Origin of the sequence: Ancylobacter sp. (genome assembly GCF_965249975.1) — a bacterium.
GTDB lineage: Bacteria > Pseudomonadota > Alphaproteobacteria > Rhizobiales > Xanthobacteraceae > Ancylobacter.
Genome location: NZ_CBDFNE010000020.1, coordinates 13422 through 35783 on the forward strand (window position 1 = coordinate 13422; position 22362 = coordinate 35783).

Genomic DNA, 22362 nt, shown 5'->3' on the forward strand with positions numbered 1-22362 from the left:
GGAGGGCGGCGATGACCGAAGACTGGAACCCCGCCCTCTACCTCACCTTCGAGGATGAGCGCACCCGCCCGCCGCGCGACCTGCTGGCGCGGGTGCCGCTCGCCCGTCCGCGCCGGGTGATTGATCTCGGCTGCGGGCCGGGCAATTCGACCGAGCTGCTGGCCCAGCGCTGGCCGCAGGCGGACGTGATCGGCGTCGACAATTCCCCCGCCATGCTGGAACAGGCCCGCGCCCGCCTGCCGGGCGCGCGCTTCGACCTGGTGGACCTCGCGTCCTGGACACCGCCCGAAGGCACCGACCTGCTGTTCGCCAATGCCGTGTTCCAGTGGGTGCCGGACCATCTCGACGTGCTGGCGCGGCTGCTCGACAAGCTGCCGCCGGGCGGCGTGCTGGCGGTGCAGATGCCGGACAATGTCAACGAGCCCTCGCATCTGCTGATGGAGGAAGCCGCCGCCGCCGGGCCATGGCACGCGCGCATCGCCGGCGCGGCGCGCGATGTTCTGCCGGCGGTGGGGGCCTATTACGACCGGCTCGCGCCGCTCGCTCGCCAGGTCGATATCTGGCACACGCTGTACAACCACCCGCTGGCGGGGCCGGCGGCCATTGCCGACTGGTTCCGCTCCACCGGCCTGCGAACCTATCTTGCGCCGCTCGATGAGGCCGAGCGCGCCGCCTTCCTCGCCGACTACACCGCGCGGCTGGCGCGGGCCTATCCCGCCCGCGTCGACGGCCGGGTGCTGCTGCGCTTTCCCCGGCTGTTCATTGTGGCGGTGCGCTGAGCGCGGCCGTCATTCGCAGCGGGGGCGATCTGCGCTATTTGAGGGGCATGATGTTGCACGCGCTTCGCCGCCCCCTTGTCGCCGCCGCTCTCTCGCTGCTCGTCCTCGCCAGCCCGGCCTTCGCCGATGCCGGCTTTGACCGCTGGCTGGCGGCGCAATGGCCGGCGGCGCAGGCCATGGGCATTTCCCGCGCCACCTTCGAGCGCGAGACCGCCGGGCTGGAGCCGGATTATGGGCTCCCCGACCTCGCCCTTCCCGGCAAGCCGAAGGCGCCCGACCGGCAGGCGGAATTCGTGCAGACCCCGGCGACCTATCTCTCCGACAAGGCGATCGCCAGCTATGCCGCGCGCGGGCGCAAGCTGGCGGCGCAGTATCGCGCGCAGCTCGATGCGCTGGAGCGGCAGTTCGGCGTGCCGGGGGAGATCCTGCTCGCCATCTGGGCGCGCGAGACCTCCTATGGCGGCGCCAAGCTGAACCATGACGCGCTGCGGGTGCTGGCGACGCAGGCCTATGTCGGGCGGCGAAAGGAGGAGTTCCGCGCCGAATTCCTCGCCGCGCTGAAAATCCTCGACGAAGGCCATGTCAGCCGCGCGGCGATGAAGAGCTCCTGGGCCGGGGCGATGGGGCTGACCCAGTTCATGCCCACCGGCTATCTCGCCTATGGCGTCGATCTCGACGGCGACGGCACCGCCAATATCTGGACCGACGTGCCGGAGGCGCTGGCTGCCACAGCGAGCCTTTTGAAGGAGAAGGGCTGGCAGGCGGGCCAACGCTGGGCCTATGAGATCACGGTGCCGCAAGGCTTCGACTGCACGCTGGCCGAGCCGGAGACGCGGCTGCCGATCGGCGAATGGCTCAAGCGCGGTGTGAAGATTGCCGACGGGCGCCGCGTGCCGCCCTCCGCGCTGAAGGACGAGGCGTCGATCATCATGCCGGCAGGGCCCTATGGGCCGGCCTTCCTGACGCCGGCCAACTATTTCGTGCTCAAGAGCTACAATTTCGCCGACCTCTACGTCCTCTATGTCGGCCATCTCGCCGACCGCATCGAGGACGACAGGCCCTTCGCCCGCGACTGGGCGGAGATCGCGCTGGTGAAGACGCGCGACCTCGAATTTATGCAGCAGGTGCTGACCCGCGAGGGCTTCTACGCCGAGAAGATCGACGGCAAGGCCGGGATGAAGACCCGCGCCGCGCTCGGGGCCTATCAGAAGGCCAACGGTCTGCCGCTCGACTGCTGGCCGGACGCCGCCGTGCTGGCGCATATGAAGAAGGGCGGCTGAACCTCAGCGCGGCATGCGGTTGATGACGCGCAGATCCGCGTTGACCTTGAGATCGGTGGCGGAGAGCCAGAACACCTCGCCTTCACTTTCTTCCGTATCGAGCCAGAGGAAGGGCAGATGCGGGTATTCCGCCTGCAAGATTTCCTTGCCGGTGCCGAATTCGCAGATGAGCCCGCCGCCGGGGCTGAGATGGGCCGGTGCCTCGGCGAGGATGCGGCGCACAATGTCGAGCCCGTCCGGCCCGCCGGCAAAGGCGAGGCTCGGCTCGTGGCGGTATTCCGCCGGCAGCGCCGCCATGGCCTCTTCATCGACATAGGGCGGGTTGGTGATGATGAGGTCGTAGACTTCGCTCTGGAGCGGACCGAACAGATCGCCCTCCAGCAGCCGCACCCGGTCTTCGAGCCCGTGCTCGGCGACATTCTCCGCCGCCAGAGTCAGCGCCTCGGGGGAGAGGTCCACCGCGTCGATCTCGGCATTGGGGAAGGTCATGGCGGCGAGAATGGCGAGGCAGCCCGAGCCGGTGCACAGGTCGAGCACGCGGCCGACCGTCTCCGGCTGCGGCACCAGCGAATAATCGCCGCCGGTGAAGAGTTCGCCCGCCATCAATTCGCCGATGAAGGAGCGCGGCACGATGGCCCGCTTGTCGGAGCGGAACGGCACGCCGCCAATATAGGTGCGGCCGAGCAGATAGGCGGCGGGCTGGCGGGTGGTGCAGCGCCGCTCGATGAGATCGGCGAGGCGCAGGCGCTCCTCATGGGTCAGGCGCGCGTCGAGCCAGGGCGAAAGGTCGTCCACCGGCAGGTTCAGCCCTTCCAGCACCATGAAGGCGGCCTCGTCCAGCGGCTCGCTGGTGCCATGGCCGAAGGCGATGCCGGCCTTGGCAAAGCGGCTCACCGCGTAGCGCACGAAATCCCTGACCGTCTTCAGATCGTCCGCCGCCGTCATCATGCCTCTCCCCATTGTCGCGCCAAGGGTCAGCACGGCAGGCCGCCGAATGCAAGCTGTGGGCTTGTCATCGCGGCGTGGCAAGCTGTGGGCTTGTCATCGCGGCGTGACAGCCGCGCGAAGCGGGGCTTGTCATCGCCCTGTGACGGGATGATAGGAAAGAGACAGGCTCGCAAGGGGACATGGAATGGCCGAGGCGCCGGACGACGAAATCACCTTGGTCATCGACCGCGCCGTCGCGGTCGTGCTGTTCGAGTTCCTCTCGCGCACGGTCGACGATGCCGATGGCGAGGCGATGGCCGAGTTCATCGAGGATGAGGCGGAGATTCCCGCGCTGTGGGCGCTGCTCGCCGGGCTGGAAAGCGTGCTCACCGAGCCGATGGCGGAGGATTATGAGCGCCGTGTGCTGAAAGCGCGCGAAGCGGTGATGAAGCGCTTCGGCGGCGCCTTCTCCGACAAGGGCGACGACTGAGCAAGGGCGACGACTGAGCGCGAGCCCTCGCCGCCAATCGCCGCCGTTCAGGGCGCAGCGGCGGCCGACACCGGCAGGGCGGCGGGCGCCGCCGGAAGCCCGGCGGACTTCGCCGCCGCACCGCCCGCATTGCCCACTTCCGCCGAGCGCTGCTGCGATTCCACATTGGCGACCACGGCGCGGCCGAGATCGCGCGCGAAGCAATTATAGCCCCAGTCGTTCATGTGGAACTTGTCCTTCCAGAGGAAGGAATCGAAGCCCATCGACGCCTTTTCGTGCCAGTCGCGCATCAGCGCGAAGCGGTGATAGACCGCCACGCCTTCCTCCGCTCCCACCTGGTCGATGAGGCGGACCATCGGCCCGCTATCGGCATCGGCGAGCACGCGCGGCGCATATTGCGGATCGACCAGCACCAGATCGGCGCCGATCGCCTTCACCCGGGCAATGGCTTCGTGCAGCAGATCGTCCGCGGAGGCGAGACCGCCTTCGCGGAACAGCGCGTTCACGCCCGATTGCCAGATCACCAGCGTGGGCTTCAGCGCGGCGACATCGCTGTCGAACCGAGCCAGCATTTCCGGTGCGTCCTGCCCGTTGACGCCGCGATTGAGCACGGTGATGTCCGCGGCGGGGAAGCGCTCGCGCAGCATGGCTTGCAGGCGGGCGGGATAGCTCGCCTCCTGGCTGCTGGCGCCGGCCCCGGCAGTGGAGGAGGAGCCGATGGCGACGATCACCACCTTCTCGCCCGCCCTCAGCGCCGCAGCGGTGCGGGCGAGCGGGGCGTTGAGCTTCGCCAGCGTCTTTGTGCTGGGGCAGCCGGCGGGGATCACCGTCTGGGCGCGGGCCGGCAAGGCGGCGGGCGCCAGGACGGCGGCGGCAAGGGCGAGGGGGAGAAGACGGCGCAGCAGCATTTAGCGGGAACCGAGCGTTCGCAGATCGACGCCATCGACGATCATGGTCACCAGCAGGCGGCCAATGCAACTATGCACATCGTCGAACAGCGTGGGGGAGGGGCGGGCAGTGTCGAGATCGAAAACGCCATCGTCTTCCCAGAACCGCATGATGGCGTAGCGGTCGAAGAACGGCACCCCTTCGAGCCGCGCGGTCCAGCGCATGGCGTTGGTATAGGCGCCGATATCGAAGGCGAGGGCGGTGCGCGGGCTGTATTGCGGGCTGACGAGAATGACATCGGCGCCGGCCGCGCGGGCATAGCCGATGCCGGTGCCGACCGCGTCGGAGAACATGGACGTCTCGGCGCCGAGAATGGCGTCGTAGGTGCCGGTCTGCCAGATCATCAGCGCCGGCTTGGTTTCCGCCAGCATGGCGGGCAGATCGGCGAGCATCGCCTCGGCGGTGGCGCGTGGCTGGCTACGGGTGGTCACCACCACGCCGCCATCGGGATAGCGGGCGCGCAGCGTCTCCTCGATGTAGCTCGGGAAGCTGCGGCGGGCGACCGCCTTGCCGCCGTCAGAGGTGGAAGGCGGCTTGGCGGTGCTGGCGCTGTTGACCACCAGAATGGTGGTCGGTTCCTTCTTCTCCAGCGAGCGCGCGAGGCGCGGCAGGGCAAAGCCGGCGCGGGTGAGGGCGGATGGCGCCGCGCACACCTTCCCCGTCTCGGCGGCGGCCACGGGGCCGCCGTCCCAGGCAAGGACGCTTGCGAAGACAACACCCAAAATCCAGCGTTTCACGTCGAACCGCGCTAGCCAGCCTTCTTGCGCGCCATACGGTCGCGCTCGGCGCGAGCATACCACGACAGCAATGCCGAGAGACCTACCATTAAGGCGATGCCGGACACGCTCATGGTCAATTGCATGAGCACCGTGCCGGAGACCTCGTTCAGCACGAAATGTGCGGCAAAAGAAAGGAAGACGCCGAAACAGAACACCTCAAGTGAGTGCTGGCCGCACATGATGAGCGGTTTCAGCAAATCCCAGCGCAGAAAGGCGGCGTGCACCGGTATCAGCCTGACGATCACCACCGCCAGCGCCAGAAAATGCACGAAGCGCAGCACGGAGAGATCGGTCTTGCTGATGGGGTAGATGATGTCGCCGATGACCGGAGGTACGAAACCTTCCATCGGCGGCCAGTACCAGCTGGTGACCACCGCCAGCGACAGCGCGAGATAGAGCACGGACAGCGCCAGCACGAGCCGCGAATGCACCAGAACGGACAGCCGGTCGCTGCCGCCGAGGCCACACCACCCGCCGAACACGAACATCAGCTGCCAGGCGAAGGGGTTGAAGAACCACATCCGGTCGTCGGGATAGCCCGGCAGGTTGAAGCCGAGGAACTGCACGGCGAGCCAGAGCAGGAAAGAGGCGAACAGCGTGGCGTCGGGCCAGCGCTTCAGCGCCCACAGGATCGGCGGAAAGGTCGCCAGCAGCACGATGTAGAGCGGCAGCACGTCCATATTGGCCGGCCGGAACTTCAACAGCAGCGCCTGCACCAGCGCCACGTCCGGCTCGGCCAGGAACTGCAGCGCGCCCATCTCCTCGGCATAGAGCGGGTTCTCGAAGCTGCCGACGACATAGGAGATTTCGGCGAGGTAGATGACGAACAGGAAGATGAAGGCGACATAGAGCTGCCACGCCCGGCGCAGGATGCGCGCGGAGGTCACCATCACGCCGCTGGAATCCAGCTGGCGCCCATAGACCATGGCGGCGGTGTAGCCGGAGATGAAGACGAAGATCTCAGTGGCGTCGGAGAAGCCGAAATTGCGGTTGGTGATCCAGTTGCCGACATTGTTAGGCACATGGTTCAGGAAGATGAACCACAGCGCCAGCCCGCGGAACAGGTCGAGCCGCAGATCGCGCCCGGAGGCGGGCGGGGGCGGGGCCGGCCGGTCGGCCGGCTCCGCGTGCGTGTTCGCCGTGGCGGCGAGGGGCGCAGGCACCGTTCCGCGCTACTTCTTCAGGCCGAAGCCGAGGAACAGCACGGCGATGCCGTTGAACACCAGGTCGATGCCGAGCAGCAGGCCGAGCACCCACAGCCCGCTCACCGGCCAGCCAGCGATGATCTCGATGCCGAGCAGAATGGCGATGACGGCGGAAAAGGCGATCCAGCCCCAGCCCTCGGCCGGGCGCAGCCGGAAGGCGGCGACCAGGCGGAACACGCCGCCGACGATCAGCGACACGCCGAGGAACAGGGTGAGGAACTCGGCCGCCACCATCGGCACGAAGATGCAGACGAGGCCGGCGGCGAGGAACAGCAGGCCGTCGAGCAGCCAGAAGGCGAAGGCGCCCCAGGTCTTGACCTGGAAGGCGTGGATGACCTGCGCGCCGCCGGAAATGGCCATCATCACGCCGATATACAGCACCGAGACCACGGTGCTGAGCACGAGATTGCCAAGTGCGATGGCGCCGGCCATGACCATGAGCAGGCCGAGCGCGACAAACCAGCCCCATTTGGCGCGCAGTTCGGAAAGATGCCCGGCGACCATGCCGCCCGGCGTCGGCGAGAGGGAACCCGATTGCGAAGACATGTGGTCGATCCTCATTCTTGCCCGCCACGCCGGCAGCGCGGTAACGCAATCCCGCCTCCCGGAGTTCCAGCGACTCGTGTTGAACGAGCGCCCTAACGTATAGGCTGGCACTGCCCTGTCGTCATGGAAGAACCGGATGCCCTCCCGATCCCCCGCGCCGCCGGCGCCTGACCTGTTCGGCGCGCCCCTCGCGCGGCCCGGCCGCCGCCTTACCGCGCAGCTCGCGCAGGCGCTGATTGCCGACGGGCCGGGCTTCGCCACCCGCGCGGTGGCAGAATTCGCGGTCACGCTTGAGGGCATTGAAGGCGATCGTCATGCCGGCTTTGCCCGCCGGGCGGATTCGCGCGTGCCCTGGTATCCGCGCGGGGCGCCGATCCGCAACAGCCGGCAGCTGTCGCTGGTGGCGCCCGACGAACTCGCCGAGATCGCCCGCCGGCTCGGCGTGCCGGCGGTGGCGCCGGAATGGATCGGCGCCAATCTGGTGATCGCGGGCGTGCCGGATCTCACCGGCCTGCCGCCGGGCACGCGGCTGCATTTCACGGGCGGCGCGGCGCTGGTGGTGGAGGGGGCGAACGCGCCTTGCCGCCATGCCGGCGCGGCGATCGCGGCGGCGACCGGGAACAGCGCGGCGGAGCTGGAGTTCGCCAAGGTGGCGAAGGGACTGCGCGGGCTGGTCGCCTGGGTCGAGCGCGCCGGCCCGCTCACGGCCGGCACCGAGGTGAGCCTGCGCGTTCCGCCCCAGCGCCTTTGGGGCGGCTAAACGACAATGGCCAGATCGCGTGGGCGATCCGGCCATTTTAACATCGGGATGGTGGTGCGCGGCGTCCGCTCAGCGGACGGCGAAGCCGGTCTCGGCAACGGGCGCTGTGGCGGTCGGCGGCACGCCGCCGGCATTCGCGGTGGCCGGCGAGTTGCCCGGCAGCACCACCACCTTGGTGCCGACCTTCACCTTGTCGTACAGCGCTTCCACATCCTCGTTCAGCATGCGGATGCAGCCCGACGACATGAACTGGCCGATGGTGGAGGGCTGATTGGTGCCGTGGATGCGGTAGATCGTGCCGCCGAGATACATGGTGCGGGCGCCGAGCGGGTTACCCGGGCCGCCGGCCATGAAGCGCGGCAGATAGGGCTGGCGCTCGATCATTTCCGCCGGTGGGCGCCAATCGGCCCATTCCGCCTTGCGGCTGATCTTCTCCGTGCCGGCCCAGGTGAAGCCTTCGCGGCCGACGCCGATGCCGTAGCGCTCGGCCTTGCCGCCGGGCAGCACGTAATAGAGGTAGGTGTTCGGGGTGTCGATGACGATGGTGCCCGGGGGCTCCTTGGTCACATAGTCCACCACCTGGCGCTTCAGATTGGCGGGAAGCTCCTTGGGCGGGCCTTCTTCCGGCTGGTCCTCAGGCGGCAGCATGGCGACGCTGGAACCGTTGGCGCCATTGGTGTTGGCGCCATTGCTCACCGGCGCCGGCGGCTGGCCATAGGCCGGCGGCTGGCCGTAATTGGGCTGGCTGTAGGCCGGCTGCGGCGCGGCGGCCTGGTTGCCATAGGGCGAGGCCATGCCGGCCGGCGGCTGGCCGGAATAGGCGCCGGCGGGATAGCCGGAGGGCTGGCGCGACGGGTCCGAATAGGGCGCATTGGCCACCGGCGGCACGCCGGGCGCCTGCGGCTGGCCGGGGACGCCGGGCGCCGCCGGGGCATAGGGATCGCGCACGCCGGGAGGCGTGCCATAGGCCGCCTGCGGCTGGCTATAGGCACCCGAGGGCGCCGCCGTGCCGGGGGCCTGCGCCCCATAGGGGTCATAGGCGGCCGGCACCTCGACATTCTCATTCGCGCGGCTGCCTGCCGCGTCATAGGCCGACCCACCCTGCGCGGCCGGGTCCTGGCCTTCGACGGGGTAGTACTGGGCTGCGGCGGTGCCGACCGATGCCAGTACCGTGAAGGCGACAGCGGGAACGAAACCGAGGCGAACGACCATCATCAAGCCTTAATCGAATCTGTCGGCGCGGAAATGCGCAGAAATGTTCTGCCGTGGGACATGACGCAGGATCAAGGCAGGTTCAAGACCATAAGTCCTCACGAAAACGCGGGTTCCGCCCTGCCATGCGCGTAGCGCGGGGCTGATGCAGCGGTGCCACAGGTCACCCAGCGGCAGGGCCGGCCGTGTCCGTGCGCGCGCGCCGCCAGCCGACGGTCGCGTCGGGGTGGCAGTCGGTGGAGGCGAAATAGGGCTTGATGTCGAGCAGCGGCGTGCCGTCGAGGCAGTCAGGGCCGATCACGGTGAGCCTGCCGCCGTCGATCCCGAGCAGCCGCACTGCGCTCAGCGCGATCGGGTTGGGCCGGGCCGGGCTGCGCAGCGCGAAGGTGCCATGGGCGGTGCCGGAGCGCCGCGGCACCTGCATCACAAGGTTGCGCGGCGCCTGATCCATGAAATAGAGCAGCCAGAGATGGGTGGTTCCCTCAAGTCCCTGCAGCGCGGGGCGAAATGGCGGGTCGATCTCCACCGTGCACACGTGCTGCCGCGCCATCGCCTCGCCGGCATTTTTCGGGCAGTCGGCGCGCTGCGTCCACGGGGTGCGGATGCGGCCGATGAAATAGAGCCCGGCATCAGCCTGCGCCGGCAGGTCCACCGTCACCTCGCCGGGGCGCACGCCGAAATCGCCGGCTGTGCCGGTCATCCCGGGTGCGGTGTCGTCATTCTCAACGCTCATGATGCGGCGCGGCCCCTTGCGTTGGGTCGGGATAAGACATAAACATATCTTTATATCTTTCTTGGAGGTCTCTTTGTCCGCTTCCCCGCTCGGTTTCGCGTTGCTGCTCGACGGCCTCAAGGCGGCCGGCGAGGACACGCGGCTGCGCCTGCTGGCGCTGATCGGCGAGGGCGAACTGACCGTTTCCGAGCTTACCGAGATTCTGGGCCAGTCGCAGCCGCGAATCTCGCGCCATCTCAAGCTGCTGGCCGAGGCCGGGCTTGTCGAGCGCTTCCGCGAGGCGAGCTGGGTATTCTACCGCCGCGCCGTCGACGCGCCCGGTGCCGCGCTCACCGATGCGCTGCTGGAACTGATGGCGCCGGATGACGAGGTGCTGCTGCGCGACCGTGAGCGGCTGGAGGCGGTGCGCGCCGCCCGTGCCGCCCATGCGCAGGCTTATTTCCGCGCTCATGCCCATGAATGGGACGCCATCCGCCGGCTGCACGCGCCGGAGGCGCAGGTGGAAGCCGCGATCCGGCAGGCGCTGGCGGGCGGACGCATCGGCAGCCTGCTCGATCTCGGCACCGGCACCGGGCGCATTCTGGAACTGTTCGCGGGCGAGATGGAGCGCGGCGTCGGCATCGACCTCTCCGCCGAAATGCTCGCGGTGGCGCGCGCCAATCTCGACCGCGCCGGCGTGCGCAACGCCACGGTGCGCCAGGGCGACATTTACAGCCTCGCTTTGCCGCGCGACGCCTTCGACGTGGTGATCGTGCATCAGGTGCTGCATTTCCTCGAAGACGCGCCGCGCGCGATCAAGGAAGCCGCGCGGGTGCTGCGACCCGGCGGGCGGCTGCTGGTGGTGGATTTCGACCCGCACGATCTCGAATTCCTGCGCGAGCAGCACGCCCATCGCCGGCTCGGCTTCGCGCCGGAAATCATGGAGAGCTGGCTCGCCCAGGCCGGCCTCGTGCCGCAATCCCATCGCCTGCTCGCCCCCAAGGACCATGGAACGTCCGGGGAGGGCCGGCTCACCGTGTCGCTCTGGCTCGCCCGCGATCCCCGCATCGTGCGGGCGGAAGCCCAACACAACAAGGAGGTCGCCTGATGTCGTCGGATGTCGAGCGCCGCAGCCGCCGCGCCGGCGGGCGGCCCATTTCGGTGTCGTTCGAGTTCTTCCCGCCGAAGACGGCCGAGATGGAGACCACGCTGTGGAACTCCATCACCCGCCTCGCGCCGCTGGCCCCGAAATTCGTCTCGGTGACCTATGGCGCCGGCGGCTCCACCCGCGAGCGCACCCACGCCACGGTGGAGCGCATCGTCAAGGAAACCCGCCTCGCGCCGGCGGCGCATCTCACCTGCGTCTCCGCCACCAAGGGCGAGGTCGACGAGGTGGTGCGCGGCTATTGGGACGCCGGGGTCCGGCACATCGTGGCGCTGCGCGGCGATCCGCCGGGCGGGGTCGGCCATCATTATGAGCCGCACCCGGACGGCTACCGCACCACGGCGGAACTGGTTGCCGGCATTCGCCGCATCGCCAATTTCGAAGTGTCGGTCTCGGCCTATCCCGAAAAGCACCCGGAGAGCCCCTCGCTCGACACCGATCTCGACATTCTCGCCGCCAAGGTGGAGGCCGGGGCGACGCGGGCCATCACCCAGTGCTTCTTCGACAATGATCTCTACTTCGCCTATCTCGACAAGGTGCGGGCGCGCGGCATTGATGTACCGATCGTGCCGGGCATCCTGCCCGTCTCGAACTTCAAGCAGGCGAAGAACTTCTCGGAGAAGACCGGCACCTTCATGCCGGACTGGCTGGCCGCCCGTTTCGAGGGGCTGGACAACGACCCCGAGACCCGCAAGCTGATCGCCGCCGCTGTCGCGGCCGAGCAGGTGTTCGATCTGGTCGACCGCGGCGTCACCGAGTTCCATTTCTATACGCTCAACCGCGCCGATCTCGTCTACGCCGTGTGTCACCTCCTGGGCATCCGCCCGCCGCAGGAGGTCAATGGCGCGGGCGACGGCAAGGGACAGGCGGCGGCGTGAGAATTTCGCTGTGGGATGCCCTATAGTAGGGGCCTTCCACGGAGACGGTCGATGAGCGAGCCGGACAACTTCATCCTGACGCTGCTGCGCGAGATCCGCGCGGAGATGAAAGAGGGCTTCGAGCGGGTGGATCGCAAGCTGGTGGAGCACGATCTTCGCTTCGAGGGTCTGGATAAAAAAATCGAAAGCCTCAAGCAGGCCATGCATGGTGAATCCGTGCTCGGCCGCTACGCCTCCGGAGTTTGACGACCGTATCGAAGCCATCGAGAAGCGTCTCGAAAAGCTCGAAAAAGGTCATTGACCTGCAACGCGACGGGGTGATGGCATCGGCCCCATGGGTTCGCGCCGCAGCCCCTCACCCCACCCCTCTCCCCGCCGGGGAGAGGGAGTAGAAGGTTGGTCGAAAGCTGATTTAACCTCTCCCCGTTGGGGAGAGGTCGGCGCGCAGCGCCGGGTGAGGGGAGATGAATGGCAGCATTTCGAGAGCGCGGCGGCTGAGACGAGACCACACGGACGCCGAAGCTCTCCTCTGGTCGCGGTTGCGCGACCGCCGCCTCGACGGATGGAAGTTTCGCCGGCAGGCGCCGGTTGATAAATACATCGTCGATTTCCTCTGCGTCGACGCGAAGCTGGTAATCGAACTCGACGGTGGTCAGCATACGGCCACGACCGACGAGGCGAGGACGCGGGTGATCGAAGCCTGTGGCTATCTGGTCATCCGTTTCTGGAATAACGACGTGCTGACAAACATGGACGGTGTCCTGCTGACCATCGTTGACGCGATGCGCGCAGGTACCCCTCACCCCAACCCTCTCTCCGACAGGGAGAGGGAGTAGAAAGTGCTCTGTCATGGCCAACGCCCCGACCTTGACCTCCGACACCCTCGACGCCCTGCATCAGGCCGCGCGCGAGCGCATTCTTGTGCTCGACGGCGCCATGGGAACGATGATCCAGCAATTGAAGCTGGATGAGGCGGGCTATCGCGGCGAGCGGTTCAAGGCGTGGAACCGCGACCTCAAGGGCAATAACGACCTGCTCAACCTCACCGCGCCCGACGCGGTGCGCGACATCCACCTCGCCTATTTCATGGCCGGGGCGGATATCGTCGAGACCAACACCTTCTCCGGCACCACCATCGCCATGGCCGATTACGGCATGGAGAGCCTCGTCTACGAGATCAATTTCGAGGGCGCCAAGCTCGCCAAGGACGCCGCCCGCCTCGCGCAAGCGAAGGATGGCCGCCGCCGTTTTGTCGCCGGCGCCATCGGCCCGACCAACCGCACGGCCTCGATCTCGCCCGACGTGAACGATCCCGGCTTTCGCGCCACCTCCTTCGACGAACTCGCCACCGCCTATGGCGAGCAGGCGGCCGCGCTGCTGGATGGCGGGGCGGACCTCTTACTGATCGAGACCATTTTCGACACGCTGAACGCCAAGGCGGCGGTGTTCGCCATCGAGCGGCTGTTCCAGGAACGCGGCATCCGCGTGCCTGTCATGATCTCCGGCACCATCACCGACCTCTCGGGCCGCACCCTGTCGGGCCAGACGCCGGCGGCGTTCTGGAACTCGCTGCGCCACGCCCAGCCCTTCTCCATCGGGCTCAACTGCGCGCTCGGCGCCAAGGAGATGCGCGCCCATATCGACGAGCTCTCGCGCCTCGCCGACACGCTGGTCTGCGCCTATCCCAATGCCGGCCTGCCCAACGAATTCGGCCTCTATGACGAGAGCCCGGCGGCGATGGCGAAGCTGGTCGGCGAATTCGCCGCCTCCGGCCTCGTCAACATCGTCGGCGGCTGCTGCGGCACGACGCCGGACCATATCCGCGCCATTGCCGAGGCGGTCGCGCCGCACGCGCCGCGCGTCGTTCCTGAGATCGAGCCGATGCTGCGGCTGTCGGGGCTGGAGCCGTTCGAGCTGACCCCGATCATCCCCTTCGTCAATGTCGGCGAGCGCACCAACGTCACCGGCTCGGCCCGCTTCCGCAAGCTGATCACCAATGGCGACTACACCGCCGCGCTGGCGGTGGCGCGCGACCAGGTTGAGAACGGCGCGCAGGTCATCGACATCAACATGGATGAGGGCCTGCTCGATTCCGAGAAGGCGATGGTGACCTTCCTCAACCTGCTCGCCGCCGAGCCGGACATCGCCCGCGTGCCGGTCATGGTCGACAGTTCCAAATGGAGCGTCATCGAGGCCGGGCTGAAGTGCATCCAGGGCAAGGGCATCGTCAATTCCATCTCGATGAAGGAAGGCGAGGAGGCGTTCCGCCACCATGCGCGCCTCGTGCGCGCCTATGGCGCGGCCGTGGTGGTGATGGCCTTTGACGAGAAGGGGCAGGCCGACACATTCGAGCGCAAGATCGAGATCTGTTCGCGCGCCTACCGCATCCTTGTCGACGAGGTCGGCTTTCCGCCCGAGGACATCATCTTCGATCCCAACATCTTCGCGGTGGCGACGGGCATCGAGGAACATGCGGGCTATGGCGTCGCCTTTATCGAGGCGACCCGCGCCATCCGCCAGCAGCTGCCGCACGCCCACATCTCCGGCGGCGTCTCCAACCTGTCCTTTTCGTTCCGCGGCAATGAGCAGGTGCGCGAGGCGATGCACGCCGTGTTCCTGTACCACGCCATCGCGGCGGGCATGGACATGGGCATCGTCAATGCCGGCCAGCTCGCGCCCTATTCCGAGATCGAACCGGAACTGCGCGAGGCCTGCGAGGATGTGGTGCTCAACCGCCGCGAAGACGCCACCGAGCGTCTTCTGGCGCTGGCGGAGCGCTTCAAGGGCGGCGGGCGCGAGAAGAGGGAAGCCGATCTGACGTGGCGGACATGGGCCGTGGAGAAGCGGCTGGAGCACGCGCTGGTCAACGGCATCACCGATTTCGTCGAGGTGGACACCGAAGAGGCGCGCCAGTCCGTCGCCCGGCCGCTGCACGTCATCGAAGGCCCACTGATGGCCGGCATGAACGTGGTCGGCGACCTGTTCGGCTCCGGCAAGATGTTCCTGCCGCAGGTGGTGAAGTCCGCCCGGGTGATGAAGCAGGCGGTGGCCTATCTCATGCCCTTCATGGAGCAGGAGAAGATCGACAACGGCACGACCGGGGATTCCTCCGCCGGCAAGGTGCTGATGGCGACCGTGAAGGGCGATGTGCACGACATCGGCAAGAACATCGTCGGCGTCGTGCTGCAGTGCAACAATTACGAGGTGATCGACCTCGGCGTCATGGTGCCGGCGGCAAGGATTCTTGAGGTGGCCAAGGCCGAGAAGGTGGACGTGATCGGCCTGTCCGGCCTCATCACCCCCTCGCTGGACGAGATGGTGCATGTCGCCGCCGAGATGGAGCGCGAAGGCTTCGAGGTGCCGCTGCTGATCGGCGGCGCCACGACCTCGCGCGTGCACACGGCGGTGAAGATTGCCCCGCAATATGTGCGCGGGCAGGCGGTCTACGTCACCGACGCCAGCCGCGCGGTGGGCGTCGTCTCCAATTTGCTCAACGACAACACCCGCACCGACTACGTCGCCAACCTGCGTGCCGAATATGCCAAGGTCGCCGACGCCCACGCCAAGAGCGACCGCAACAAGGTGCGGGTGAAGCTGGCGGACGCCCGCGCCAACCGGCTGGCGCTGGACTTCGCCAGCTATACGGCGCCGGTGCCGACCTTCCTCGGCACAAAGGTGTTCAGCGACTACGACCTCGCCGAACTGGTTCCCTATATCGACTGGACGCCGTTCTTCCAGTCCTGGGAACTCGCCGGCCACTACCCCGCCATTCTCGACGACCCCAAGGTCGGCGTGGCCGCGCGCGCGCTCTATGACGATGCGCGCAAGATGCTGGACAGGATCGTCACGGAGAAATGGCTCACCGCCCGCGCCGTGGTCGGATTCTGGCCGGCGGGTGCGGTGGGCGACGACATTGTGCTGTTCGCGGATGACAGCCGCTCGGCCGAGCGCGCCACGCTGCACACGCTGCGCCAGCAGATGGCCAAGCGCGAGGGCCGCACCAATCTGGCGCTGGCCGATTTCATCGCCCCGACCTCGACCGGCGTGCCCGACTATATCGGCGGTTTCTGCGTTTCCACCGGCTTTGGCGAGCAGGAGCGCTCCGACGACTTCAAGGCCGCGAACGACGACTATTCCTCGATTCTTCTCAAGGCCTTGGCGGACCGTCTTGCCGAAGCGTTTGCGGAGCGCATGCATGAGCGGGTGCGCACGGAATTCTGGGCCTATGCGCCGGATGAACGGCTGGAGAATGAGAACCTCATCCAGGAGGCCTATCGCGGCATCCGCCCCGCGCCGGGCTATCCCGCGCAACCCGACCACACGGAAAAGGCGATTCTTTTCAATTTGCTCGACGCCACGGCTGAGATCGGAGTCGAGTTGACGGAAAGCTTCGCCATGTGGCCGGGGGCGGCGGTGTCGGGGCTGTATTTCGCCCATCCCGAGGCCGCCTATTTCGGCGTCGGCCGCATCGAGCGCGACCAGGTCGAGGATTATGCCGCGCGCAAGGGCATGAGCGTGGAGGAGGCCGAGCGCTGGCTGGCCCCGGTGCTCAATTATGACCCGCTCAGCCTGCGGTCGCAGGCGGCGGAGTAGGGGCGGTGAGCGTGCTGGATGGCGAGACGCGCAAGGTGCTGATGTGGGCGCTGGTCGCGCTCGTCATCTGGGCCGCGCTCGCCTATGTGATGCTGCCGCGGCTGTGGACGCATCACGAGCACCAGCCCGGCATCAAGCACATGCCGATGGTGACGCAGACCAAGCAGGGCATTCCCGGCGACCCGATCGATGTCGGGCTCGTCGGCACAAGGGAGGATATCCTCCACGCCATGAACGCGGCCGGCTGGCTGCCGGCGGACCCGATCACGCTGAAATCGAGCCTCGCCATTGTCGGCTCGGTGCTGCTGCGCCGGCCCGATCCGCAGGCGCCGGTGAGCCCGCTCTATTATGACGGGCGGGTGGAAGACCTCGCCTTCGAGAAGGAGGTCGGCCGCAGCGCCGACCGGCGCGACCATGTGCGCTTCTGGAAGGTGCTGGACAGCGGCAAGGAGGGCGCCCCGGTGTGGCTCGGCTCGGCCACCTATGACAAGGGCGTCGGGCTCAGCCATTACACCGGCGCCGTGACCCACCATATCGGCGCGAATGTCGATGCGGTGCGCGACCTGCTGATCGACGACCTCAAGGCCGCCGGTATGGTGCGCACGGTCTATCAGGTCACCGGCCTCGGCCCCACCTTGTTCGGCCGCAATGGCGGCGGCGACCGCTACTATACCGATGGGGAAGTCACCTTCGCCCGGCTGACCACCAATGGCGAGAAGAACCCCAACCCGCCCACCATCGTCGCCTCGCCGCCCGGCGTCGGGGTGAAAAACGCGGTGTGGAGCGCGGCGGCGTCGCTGCTCGGGGTGGACTGAAGAAGTGCCGGCGACGAGGTGGATCGTCGCCGGCTCCGGCGCTGCGGCCTGACAGGCTACTGGCTGGCGGGCTGCCAGATCACCACGGCGCTGGTATCGACGGCACGGGGCAGCAGCTTTTCCGCGAGGAAGGCATCGGCGATCTTCTGCTGCTCGGCGAGCCCGTTCTTGGTGACGGCCCCCACCTTGTAGCTGCGCCGCCCATTCGCGACCTCGACGGCGGCGGGATCGATGCCCCACAGCGTGGCGAGTTCGGCGGCGGCCGCCTTCGGGTTGGCCTTCACCCAGTCGCCCTTCGCCTTGAGCTGGTCGAACAGCAGGGCGATGACCGGGGCGCCCTTGGCGGCGAACTCTTCCGAGGTGAGGTAATAGCGCTTGTAGCTCGCCAGCCCGTTCGTGCCGTCGGCGAGAATGCGCGCCTTGGACTGCGCCTGCGTGGTGGCGAGGAAGGGGTCCCACGCCACCCAGGCGTCCACATTGCCGCCGACAAAGGCGGCGCGGCCATCCGCCGGCGTCAGATAGGCGGGCTCGATGTCCTTGAAGGTGAGACCGCCCTTGGCCAGCGCGGCGAGCAGCAGATAGTGGCTGCCGGCACCCTTGGTGACGGCGATCTTCTTGCCCTTCAGCTCGGCGAGGCTCGCGATGGGCGAGCCCTCCGGCACGAGAATGGCCTGCGCCGACGGGGAGGGCGCCTCCTCGGCGAAGAACACCAGCTTGGCGCCCGCCGCCTGGGCGAAGACCGGCACCGTGTCGGCGACATCGGCCGTCACGTCGATCTTGCCGAGATTGAGCGCCTCCAGCAGCGGCAGCCCGCTGGTGAATTCATGCCAGCTGACTTTCACGCCGAGCGGCGCCAATGCCTTCTCGAGCGAGCCATCCGCCTTGAGCAGGGCGATGAGCGTCGACGAGCGCTGATAGCCAATCCGTACCGTTTCCGGCGATTGGGCGTGGACCGGCAGGGTCGCGGCCAGTGTCACGGCGGCGGCGGCCGCTCCGGCCACGCGGATGAGGGAACGACGGGAAAAAATGCGGGACATCAACGAAATATCCATTAGTATATAGATTTAATATAATAATGGATGACCTGTCCAGCTTCGCTCGAACCATAATGCAAAAAGCCCCGGACGTTGCCGTCCGGGGCCTTGTGGCAGACAGGGCTGCGGCGATCAGAACTTGTAGTTCACGCCGGCCTTGAGGGTGGACATGGACATGTCCAGCTTGGTGCCCGAAGCGCCGTCCCAGGTGATGTCGCCGAGGTCGATGTAGAGATACTCGGCCTTCACGGTCCAGTTGTCGGTGATGGCGTATTCCACGCCGCCGCCCAGCGTCCAGCCCCACAGCGTGTCGCTGCGCGAGTTGCCGCCGAACGCGGAGAGGTTGCCGTCGCTATAGCTGTTCCAGCCTTCGCTGACCTTCACATTGCCCCAGGCGAGACCGCCCGTGACATAGGGGAGGAAGCGGTCCATGGAATAGCCGACGCGGGCGCGCACGGTGCCGAAGGACTCGATCTTGGTGTCGATCGAGCCGAACTGCCGTATAGTCGGGGTGCCGATGTCGGTGGCTGTGTAGTTCAGCGTGTCACTCATCGAACCGAAGTTGAAATCGGCTTCACCGCCGAGAACGACATTGTTCGCCAGCTGGTAGTTGTAGCCGATCTGCGCGCCGCCGAACCAGCCGGTGGGGTTGGAACCGCCATTGGCGACGATGGAATCATAGCCGCTGTGGTTGAACAGCAGATAGTTGTTCCACGGCGCGGAGCCATCGCCCCAGCCATAGCCGACATTGCCGCCGAGATAGACGCCGGTCCAGGTGAAGGCCGGCACGTAAGCGGCGACGGGCGCCGCCTTGACGGGGTAGGAGAGGTCGGCCGCGAGAGCCGGAGCGGCGAGAGCCGCCACTGCGACGGTGCCGAGGAGGAGAGACTTGATACGCATGAGGAACGCCCCCGAAGGAAATGGAATGGGGGCAACCTAGTCCTGCGTACTTAACAAAGCCTCTGCCGGTGTCGTTAACAAACCGTTTTCTGCGACAGAAACGGCGTCAACTTTTTGTCAGGCCGCAGGCGCTTGGGCCGGAAACCGGTCTCATGCGGCGACGATGGCCCGCTCCAGGAACCGGCCGATCTGCATCAGCTCGCGGTCGCGGCCGAAGCGGCCGACGAGCTGCACGCCGATCGGCAGTCCGGTGGCGCCGGTAAGGCCGGTAATGTTGAGGCACGGGCTGCCGGTCAGCGTCCACAGGCGGTTGAACGCCGGCGAGCCGGTGCTGGCCAGGCCCTCTGGTGCCTCGCCGGCCACCGAGAAGGTGAGCAGCGCGTCATAGTCGGTGTAGAGGTCGGCGAGCGCGTGACGGCCGCGCCGGGCGGTGCGCCGGGCGGAATCATACTGCTCCGGGGTGAGGGCGGCGGCGCCTTGCAGATAGGTCGAAAGCGTCGGCGACAGCGCGTCGCGGTGGCGGTCCCATTCGTCGGCGAAAGCGAGCGCGGCCTCATAGCCCTGCACCACCCCATGCGCCTCGTCCGCCGCCTCGACCGCGTCCGGCAGATCGAGCACCGTGACCTGCGCACCGGCCTTGCCGGCGGCAGCGGCGGCGGCCTCGAGCGCGGCATGGGCGTCGGCCGCGGCCAGCGCCGCGCGCGCCGTCTTCACCACGGCGATGCGCGGGGCCGGCATGTCGTCGGTGAGCGCGAAGTCGCGCCCGGTCAGTGCCCCGGCGGCGAAGGCGACATCCGCGACATGGGCGCCGAACAGGCCGATCGTGTCGAGCGACCAGGAAAACGGCTTGAGCCCCAGCACGGGCAGCAATTTGAAGGACGGCTTGTAGCCCGTGACGCCGCAAAAGGAGGCCGGCCGAATGATCGAGCCGCCGGTCTGGGTGCCAATCGTCACCGGCAGCATGCCCGCGGCCACCGCCGCCGCCGATCCGGCGGACGAGCCGCCCGGCGTGTGGGTGACGCGACGCGGGTTGCGGGTAACGCTCGGCTGCAGGAAGGCGAATTCCGTCGTCACCAGTTTGCCGGCTATGAGCCCGCCCGCCCGCGCCGCCATACGTACAATGGCTGCATCGGTTGTGGGTCGGTAGCCGGCAAAGAGTTTCGAGCCGCGCTCGGTGGGAAAGTCCACCGTATCGAGAATATCCTTGACCCCAACGGGCAGCCCGGCCAGCGGCGTCTGCGCGAGTCCCGGCCGCGCGGCGGCCTCCAGCAGCCCCGGCAGGTCGAGGCTGGCGAAGGCCCGCACCTCTTCCTCGCGGGCGCGGATCGCCTCGGCGCAGCGTTCGGCGACATCGACCGGGGAGAGGCGTCCGGCGTGGACGGCCTGGGCGAGGGCGGCGGCGGAGAGCATCTCTGTCATGGCCTTAAGCCTGTCGCATGGGCGGGGATTCGCGACAAGAGCCCGCGTGCCGGCGACGCATCGATTCCGCTTATGGGAGCCGCGCGGAATTTCGTTTGAGCGCTTGCCTTCGGGGCGCTAAGCGCGGATCGTCAGTAAAGGTGGGGCGCGTCGTATGAATATTCTGTCGATCCAGTCCTGGGTGGCCTATGGGCATGTCGGCAATGCGTCCGCCATGTTTCCCATGCAGCGGCTCGGGCATGAGGTGTGGGGCCTGCACACGGTGCAGTTCTCCAACCACACCGGCTATGGCGCCTGGCGCGGCGAGGTCTTCGGCGCCGATCTGATCCGCGAACTGGTCGGGGGGCTGGAGGATCGCAACGTTCTGCCGCGCTGCGACGGCGTGCTCTCCGGCTATATGGGCTCGGCCGAGATCGGCGATGCCATTCTCGACACGGTGGGCCGCGTGAAGGCGGCGAATGCCGAAGCGCATTATTGCTGCGATCCGGTGATCGGCGATGTCGGGCGCGGCGTGTTCGTGCGGCCGGGCATCCCTGAATTCATGCGCGACCGGGCGGTGCCGGCGGCCGATCTCATCACCCCCAACCAGTTCGAGCTGGACTATCTCTCCGGCCGCTCCTCCACCACGCTCAATGAGGCGGCGGCGGCCTGCGACGCGGTGCATGCCAGCGGGCCGCGCGTCATCATGGTCACGAGCCTGCACACCGAGGACACGCCGGAGGATTCCATCGACCTGATGGCGTCCGGCCCGGACGGGCGCTTCCGCCTGCGCACCCCCAAGCTCGACATTTCGGTGAACGGCGCGGGCGACGCCATCGCGGCGCTGTTCTTCGTGCACTGGAAGGCGACCCATTCCACCGCCGAGGCGCTCGCCAAGGCGGCGTCGTCCGCCTATGGGCTGCTCGCCCGCACCGCGGCGGCGGGCTCGCGCGAAATCCTCACCGTCGCCGCCCAGGACGAATTCGTCACCCCGTCCCGCCTGTTCACCCCGGAGAAGATCTGACCCCATGGCCCGCCGCTTCGTTGTGCTCGACGTCTTCACCGACCGGACACTCTCCGGCAATCCGCTGGCCGTCGTGCTCGACACGGAGGGGCTCGACGGCAACCACATGCAGGCGATCACCCGCGAGTTCAATCTCTCGGAGACGGTGTTCATCCTGCCGCCGCAGGACGAGGCGAACCGGGCGCGGCTGCGCATCTTCACCACCAGCCATGAACTGCCCTTCGCCGGCCATCCGACTGTGGGCGCGGCGGTGCTGCTGGCGCTGCGCGACGGCGTGACCACCAGCGACGATTTCGTGCTGGAGGAGAATGTCGGGCCGGTGGCCTGCCATGTTGCCGTGCGGAGCGAGCGTTCCGGCAGCGCCACCTTCACCGTGCCGCGCATCCCGGAAATCCTCGACGCCGCGCCGATGACGCGCGAGGCCTGCGCCCAGGCGCTGGGCCTCGACACGTCCGATATCGGCTTTGATGGCTATGGCCCGGTGATCGCCTCCGCCGGCGTGCCCTTTGTCTGCGTGCCGCTGGCCTCGCGCTCGGCGCTGGCGCGCATCAGCCCGAGCGCAGCGCGGCTCATCTCCACCTTCGGCGGCGGCGCCGATTCCGTCTATGTGTTCTGCCGCGACGAGGATGGCGAGGGCGATTTCCGCGCCCGCATGTTCGCCGCCAATATGGGCATCGACGAAGACCCCGCGACCGGCTCCGCCGCCGCTTCGCTGGCGGCGGCGCTGCTGGCCGGCGAGCAGCCGGGTGATGGCTTCCATGCCTATGACATCCTGCAGGGCGTCGAGATGGGCCGTCCCAGCCTGGTGCGGCTCGGCCTCAAGGTGGAAGACGGCGCGCTGACCGCCGTGACCATCGGCGGCGGCGCGGTCATCGTCTCCGAAGGCGTGCTGCATGTCTGAGCCGGCTGGCCGCCCG

General features: G+C 67.7%; 22 protein-coding genes. 12 read left to right on the top strand and 10 right to left on the bottom strand.

Annotated features, from left to right (window positions below; all coding sequences use genetic code 11):
- Positions 1 to 11: 11 nt before the first annotated feature.
- Both tam and ACP2AH_RS18230 read left to right on the top strand, forming a co-directional pair.
- Positions 12 to 779 (top strand): trans-aconitate 2-methyltransferase, encoded by a 768-nt coding sequence (tam, locus tag ACP2AH_RS18225; RefSeq protein ID WP_425107106.1) that lies wholly within the window; start codon positions 12 to 14, stop codon positions 777 to 779.
- 47 nt (positions 780 to 826) lie between these two features.
- Positions 827 to 2059: a lytic murein transglycosylase gene (locus tag ACP2AH_RS18230; RefSeq protein ID WP_425107107.1), complete on the top strand. Its 1233-nt coding sequence runs from the start codon at positions 827 to 829 to the stop codon at positions 2057 to 2059.
- A gap of 3 nt (positions 2060 to 2062) precedes the next feature.
- On the opposite strand, the gene prmB is transcribed toward ACP2AH_RS18230, so the two are convergent.
- Entirely contained in the window at positions 2063 to 3004 is a 942-nt protein-coding gene (gene prmB, locus ACP2AH_RS18235) for a 50S ribosomal protein L3 N(5)-glutamine methyltransferase (protein ID WP_425107493.1), read from the bottom strand.
- 187 nt (positions 3005 to 3191) lie between these two features.
- On the opposite strand from prmB, the gene ACP2AH_RS18240 reads away from it, so the two are divergent.
- Positions 3192 to 3476: a hypothetical protein gene (locus ACP2AH_RS18240; protein WP_425107108.1), complete on the top strand. Its 285-nt coding sequence runs from the start codon at positions 3192 to 3194 to the stop codon at positions 3474 to 3476.
- Positions 3477 to 3523: 47 nt separating this feature from the next.
- Here ACP2AH_RS18240 and ACP2AH_RS18245 read toward each other — a convergent pair whose 3' ends face one another.
- From ACP2AH_RS18245 to ACP2AH_RS18260, 4 genes are all read right to left on the bottom strand, one after another.
- On the bottom strand, positions 3524 to 4384 hold the full coding sequence (locus ACP2AH_RS18245) for an SGNH/GDSL hydrolase family protein (RefSeq protein WP_425107109.1): 861 nt from the start codon (positions 4382 to 4384) through the stop codon (positions 3524 to 3526).
- Positions 4385 to 5101: an SGNH/GDSL hydrolase family protein gene (locus ACP2AH_RS18250; protein ID WP_425107110.1), complete on the bottom strand. Its 717-nt coding sequence runs from the start codon at positions 5099 to 5101 to the stop codon at positions 4385 to 4387.
- Positions 5102 to 5172: 71 nt separating this feature from the next.
- Positions 5173 to 6366: an OpgC family protein gene (locus ACP2AH_RS18255; protein WP_425107111.1), complete on the bottom strand. Its 1194-nt coding sequence runs from the start codon at positions 6364 to 6366 to the stop codon at positions 5173 to 5175.
- Between the two features lie 9 nt (positions 6367 to 6375).
- Positions 6376 to 6954 (bottom strand): HdeD family acid-resistance protein, encoded by a 579-nt coding sequence (locus tag ACP2AH_RS18260; protein WP_244375884.1) that lies wholly within the window; start codon positions 6952 to 6954, stop codon positions 6376 to 6378.
- Positions 6955 to 7090: 136 nt separating this feature from the next.
- Here ACP2AH_RS18260 and ACP2AH_RS18265 point away from each other — a divergent pair, with 136 nt between their 5' ends.
- Positions 7091 to 7714: an MOSC domain-containing protein gene (locus tag ACP2AH_RS18265; RefSeq protein ID WP_425107112.1), complete on the top strand. Its 624-nt coding sequence runs from the start codon at positions 7091 to 7093 to the stop codon at positions 7712 to 7714.
- A 69-nt stretch (positions 7715 to 7783) separates the two neighbouring features.
- Here the strand turns inward: ACP2AH_RS18265 and ACP2AH_RS18270 are convergent, their stop codons facing one another.
- Both ACP2AH_RS18270 and tsaA read right to left on the bottom strand, forming a co-directional pair.
- Positions 7784 to 8929, bottom strand: coding sequence for a L,D-transpeptidase family protein (locus tag ACP2AH_RS18270; RefSeq protein ID WP_425107113.1), 1146 nt, complete (start codon positions 8927 to 8929; stop codon positions 7784 to 7786).
- Between the two features lie 160 nt (positions 8930 to 9089).
- Complete coding sequence (gene tsaA / locus ACP2AH_RS18275) at positions 9090 to 9659, bottom strand: tRNA (N6-threonylcarbamoyladenosine(37)-N6)-methyltransferase TrmO (RefSeq protein ID WP_425107114.1); 570 nt, start codon at positions 9657 to 9659, stop codon at positions 9090 to 9092.
- A gap of 73 nt (positions 9660 to 9732) precedes the next feature.
- Here tsaA and ACP2AH_RS18280 point away from each other — a divergent pair, with 73 nt between their 5' ends.
- From ACP2AH_RS18280 to ACP2AH_RS18305, 6 genes are all read left to right on the top strand, one after another.
- Positions 9733 to 10746, top strand: a complete 1014-nt coding sequence (locus ACP2AH_RS18280; protein ID WP_425107115.1) for an ArsR/SmtB family transcription factor — start codon at positions 9733 to 9735, stop codon at positions 10744 to 10746.
- Entirely contained in the window at positions 10746 to 11681 is a 936-nt protein-coding gene (gene metF, locus ACP2AH_RS18285; protein ID WP_244375891.1) for a methylenetetrahydrofolate reductase [NAD(P)H], read from the top strand. Before ACP2AH_RS18280 ends, metF begins: the two co-directional genes overlap by 1 nt.
- A 51-nt stretch (positions 11682 to 11732) precedes the next feature.
- Entirely contained in the window at positions 11733 to 11927 is a 195-nt protein-coding gene (locus ACP2AH_RS18290) for a hypothetical protein (protein WP_425107116.1), read from the top strand.
- 218 nt (positions 11928 to 12145) lie between these two features.
- Positions 12146 to 12517: an endonuclease domain-containing protein gene (locus ACP2AH_RS18295; protein WP_425107117.1), complete on the top strand. Its 372-nt coding sequence runs from the start codon at positions 12146 to 12148 to the stop codon at positions 12515 to 12517.
- A 13-nt stretch (positions 12518 to 12530) separates the two neighbouring features.
- Positions 12531 to 16274: a methionine synthase gene (gene metH / locus ACP2AH_RS18300; protein ID WP_425107118.1), complete on the top strand. Its 3744-nt coding sequence runs from the start codon at positions 12531 to 12533 to the stop codon at positions 16272 to 16274.
- 5 nt (positions 16275 to 16279) lie between these two features.
- Positions 16280 to 17089, top strand: a complete 810-nt coding sequence (locus ACP2AH_RS18305; RefSeq protein ID WP_425107119.1) for an LssY C-terminal domain-containing protein — start codon at positions 16280 to 16282, stop codon at positions 17087 to 17089.
- A 56-nt stretch (positions 17090 to 17145) separates the two neighbouring features.
- Here the strand turns inward: ACP2AH_RS18305 and ACP2AH_RS18310 are convergent, their stop codons facing one another.
- From ACP2AH_RS18310 to ACP2AH_RS18320, 3 genes are all read right to left on the bottom strand, one after another.
- A complete protein-coding gene (locus ACP2AH_RS18310; protein WP_425107120.1) occupies positions 17146 to 18126 on the bottom strand; it encodes an aliphatic sulfonate ABC transporter substrate-binding protein in 981 nt (326 codons plus the stop codon).
- Positions 18127 to 18255: 129 nt separating this feature from the next.
- Entirely contained in the window at positions 18256 to 19023 is a 768-nt protein-coding gene (locus ACP2AH_RS18315) for an outer membrane protein (protein ID WP_425107121.1), read from the bottom strand.
- 150 nt (positions 19024 to 19173) lie between these two features.
- Positions 19174 to 20442: an amidase gene (locus ACP2AH_RS18320; protein WP_425107122.1), complete on the bottom strand. Its 1269-nt coding sequence runs from the start codon at positions 20440 to 20442 to the stop codon at positions 19174 to 19176.
- A gap of 154 nt (positions 20443 to 20596) precedes the next feature.
- Between ACP2AH_RS18320 and pdxY the strand changes: the two genes are divergently transcribed.
- Positions 20597 to 21445, top strand: a complete 849-nt coding sequence (pdxY, locus tag ACP2AH_RS18325; RefSeq protein ID WP_307019974.1) for a pyridoxal kinase PdxY — start codon at positions 20597 to 20599, stop codon at positions 21443 to 21445.
- 4 nt (positions 21446 to 21449) lie between these two features.
- Positions 21450 to 22346 (top strand): PhzF family phenazine biosynthesis protein, encoded by an 897-nt coding sequence (locus ACP2AH_RS18330; protein ID WP_425107123.1) that lies wholly within the window; start codon positions 21450 to 21452, stop codon positions 22344 to 22346.
- Positions 22347 to 22362 lie beyond the last annotated feature (16 nt).

Excerpts from the sequence above, each read along its gene's own strand:
- ACP2AH_RS18265 (WP_425107112.1), top strand. The coding sequence starts at position 7,091 with ATGCCCTCCCGATCCCCCGCGCCGCCGGCGCCTGACCTGTTCGGCGCG.
- ACP2AH_RS18315 (WP_425107121.1), bottom strand. The coding sequence starts at position 19,023 with ATGCGTATCAAGTCTCTCCTCCTCGGCACCGTCGCAGTGGCGGCTCTC.
- ACP2AH_RS18230 (WP_425107107.1), top strand. The coding sequence starts at position 827 with ATGATGTTGCACGCGCTTCGCCGCCCCCTTGTCGCCGCCGCTCTCTCG.
- ACP2AH_RS18295 (WP_425107117.1), top strand. The coding sequence starts at position 12,146 with ATGAATGGCAGCATTTCGAGAGCGCGGCGGCTGAGACGAGACCACACG.
- ACP2AH_RS18290 (WP_425107116.1), top strand. The coding sequence starts at position 11,733 with ATGAGCGAGCCGGACAACTTCATCCTGACGCTGCTGCGCGAGATCCGC.
- ACP2AH_RS18310 (WP_425107120.1), bottom strand. The coding sequence starts at position 18,126 with ATGTCCCGCATTTTTTCCCGTCGTTCCCTCATCCGCGTGGCCGGAGCG.
- ACP2AH_RS18320 (WP_425107122.1), bottom strand. The coding sequence starts at position 20,442 with ATGACAGAGATGCTCTCCGCCGCCGCCCTCGCCCAGGCCGTCCACGCC.
- ACP2AH_RS18245 (WP_425107109.1), bottom strand. The coding sequence starts at position 4,384 with ATGCTGCTGCGCCGTCTTCTCCCCCTCGCCCTTGCCGCCGCCGTCCTG.
- ACP2AH_RS18330 (WP_425107123.1), top strand. The coding sequence starts at position 21,450 with ATGGCCCGCCGCTTCGTTGTGCTCGACGTCTTCACCGACCGGACACTC.
- tsaA (WP_425107114.1), bottom strand. The coding sequence starts at position 9,659 with ATGAGCGTTGAGAATGACGACACCGCACCCGGGATGACCGGCACAGCC.
- tam (WP_425107106.1), top strand. The coding sequence starts at position 12 with ATGACCGAAGACTGGAACCCCGCCCTCTACCTCACCTTCGAGGATGAG.
- ACP2AH_RS18270 (WP_425107113.1), bottom strand. The coding sequence starts at position 8,929 with ATGATGGTCGTTCGCCTCGGTTTCGTTCCCGCTGTCGCCTTCACGGTA.
- metF (WP_244375891.1), top strand. The coding sequence starts at position 10,746 with ATGTCGTCGGATGTCGAGCGCCGCAGCCGCCGCGCCGGCGGGCGGCCC.
- ACP2AH_RS18260 (WP_244375884.1), bottom strand. The coding sequence starts at position 6,954 with ATGTCTTCGCAATCGGGTTCCCTCTCGCCGACGCCGGGCGGCATGGTC.
- metH (WP_425107118.1), top strand. The coding sequence starts at position 12,531 with ATGGCCAACGCCCCGACCTTGACCTCCGACACCCTCGACGCCCTGCAT.
- prmB (WP_425107493.1), bottom strand. The coding sequence starts at position 3,004 with ATGACGGCGGCGGACGATCTGAAGACGGTCAGGGATTTCGTGCGCTAC.
- pdxY (WP_307019974.1), top strand. The coding sequence starts at position 20,597 with ATGAATATTCTGTCGATCCAGTCCTGGGTGGCCTATGGGCATGTCGGC.
- ACP2AH_RS18240 (WP_425107108.1), top strand. The coding sequence starts at position 3,192 with ATGGCCGAGGCGCCGGACGACGAAATCACCTTGGTCATCGACCGCGCC.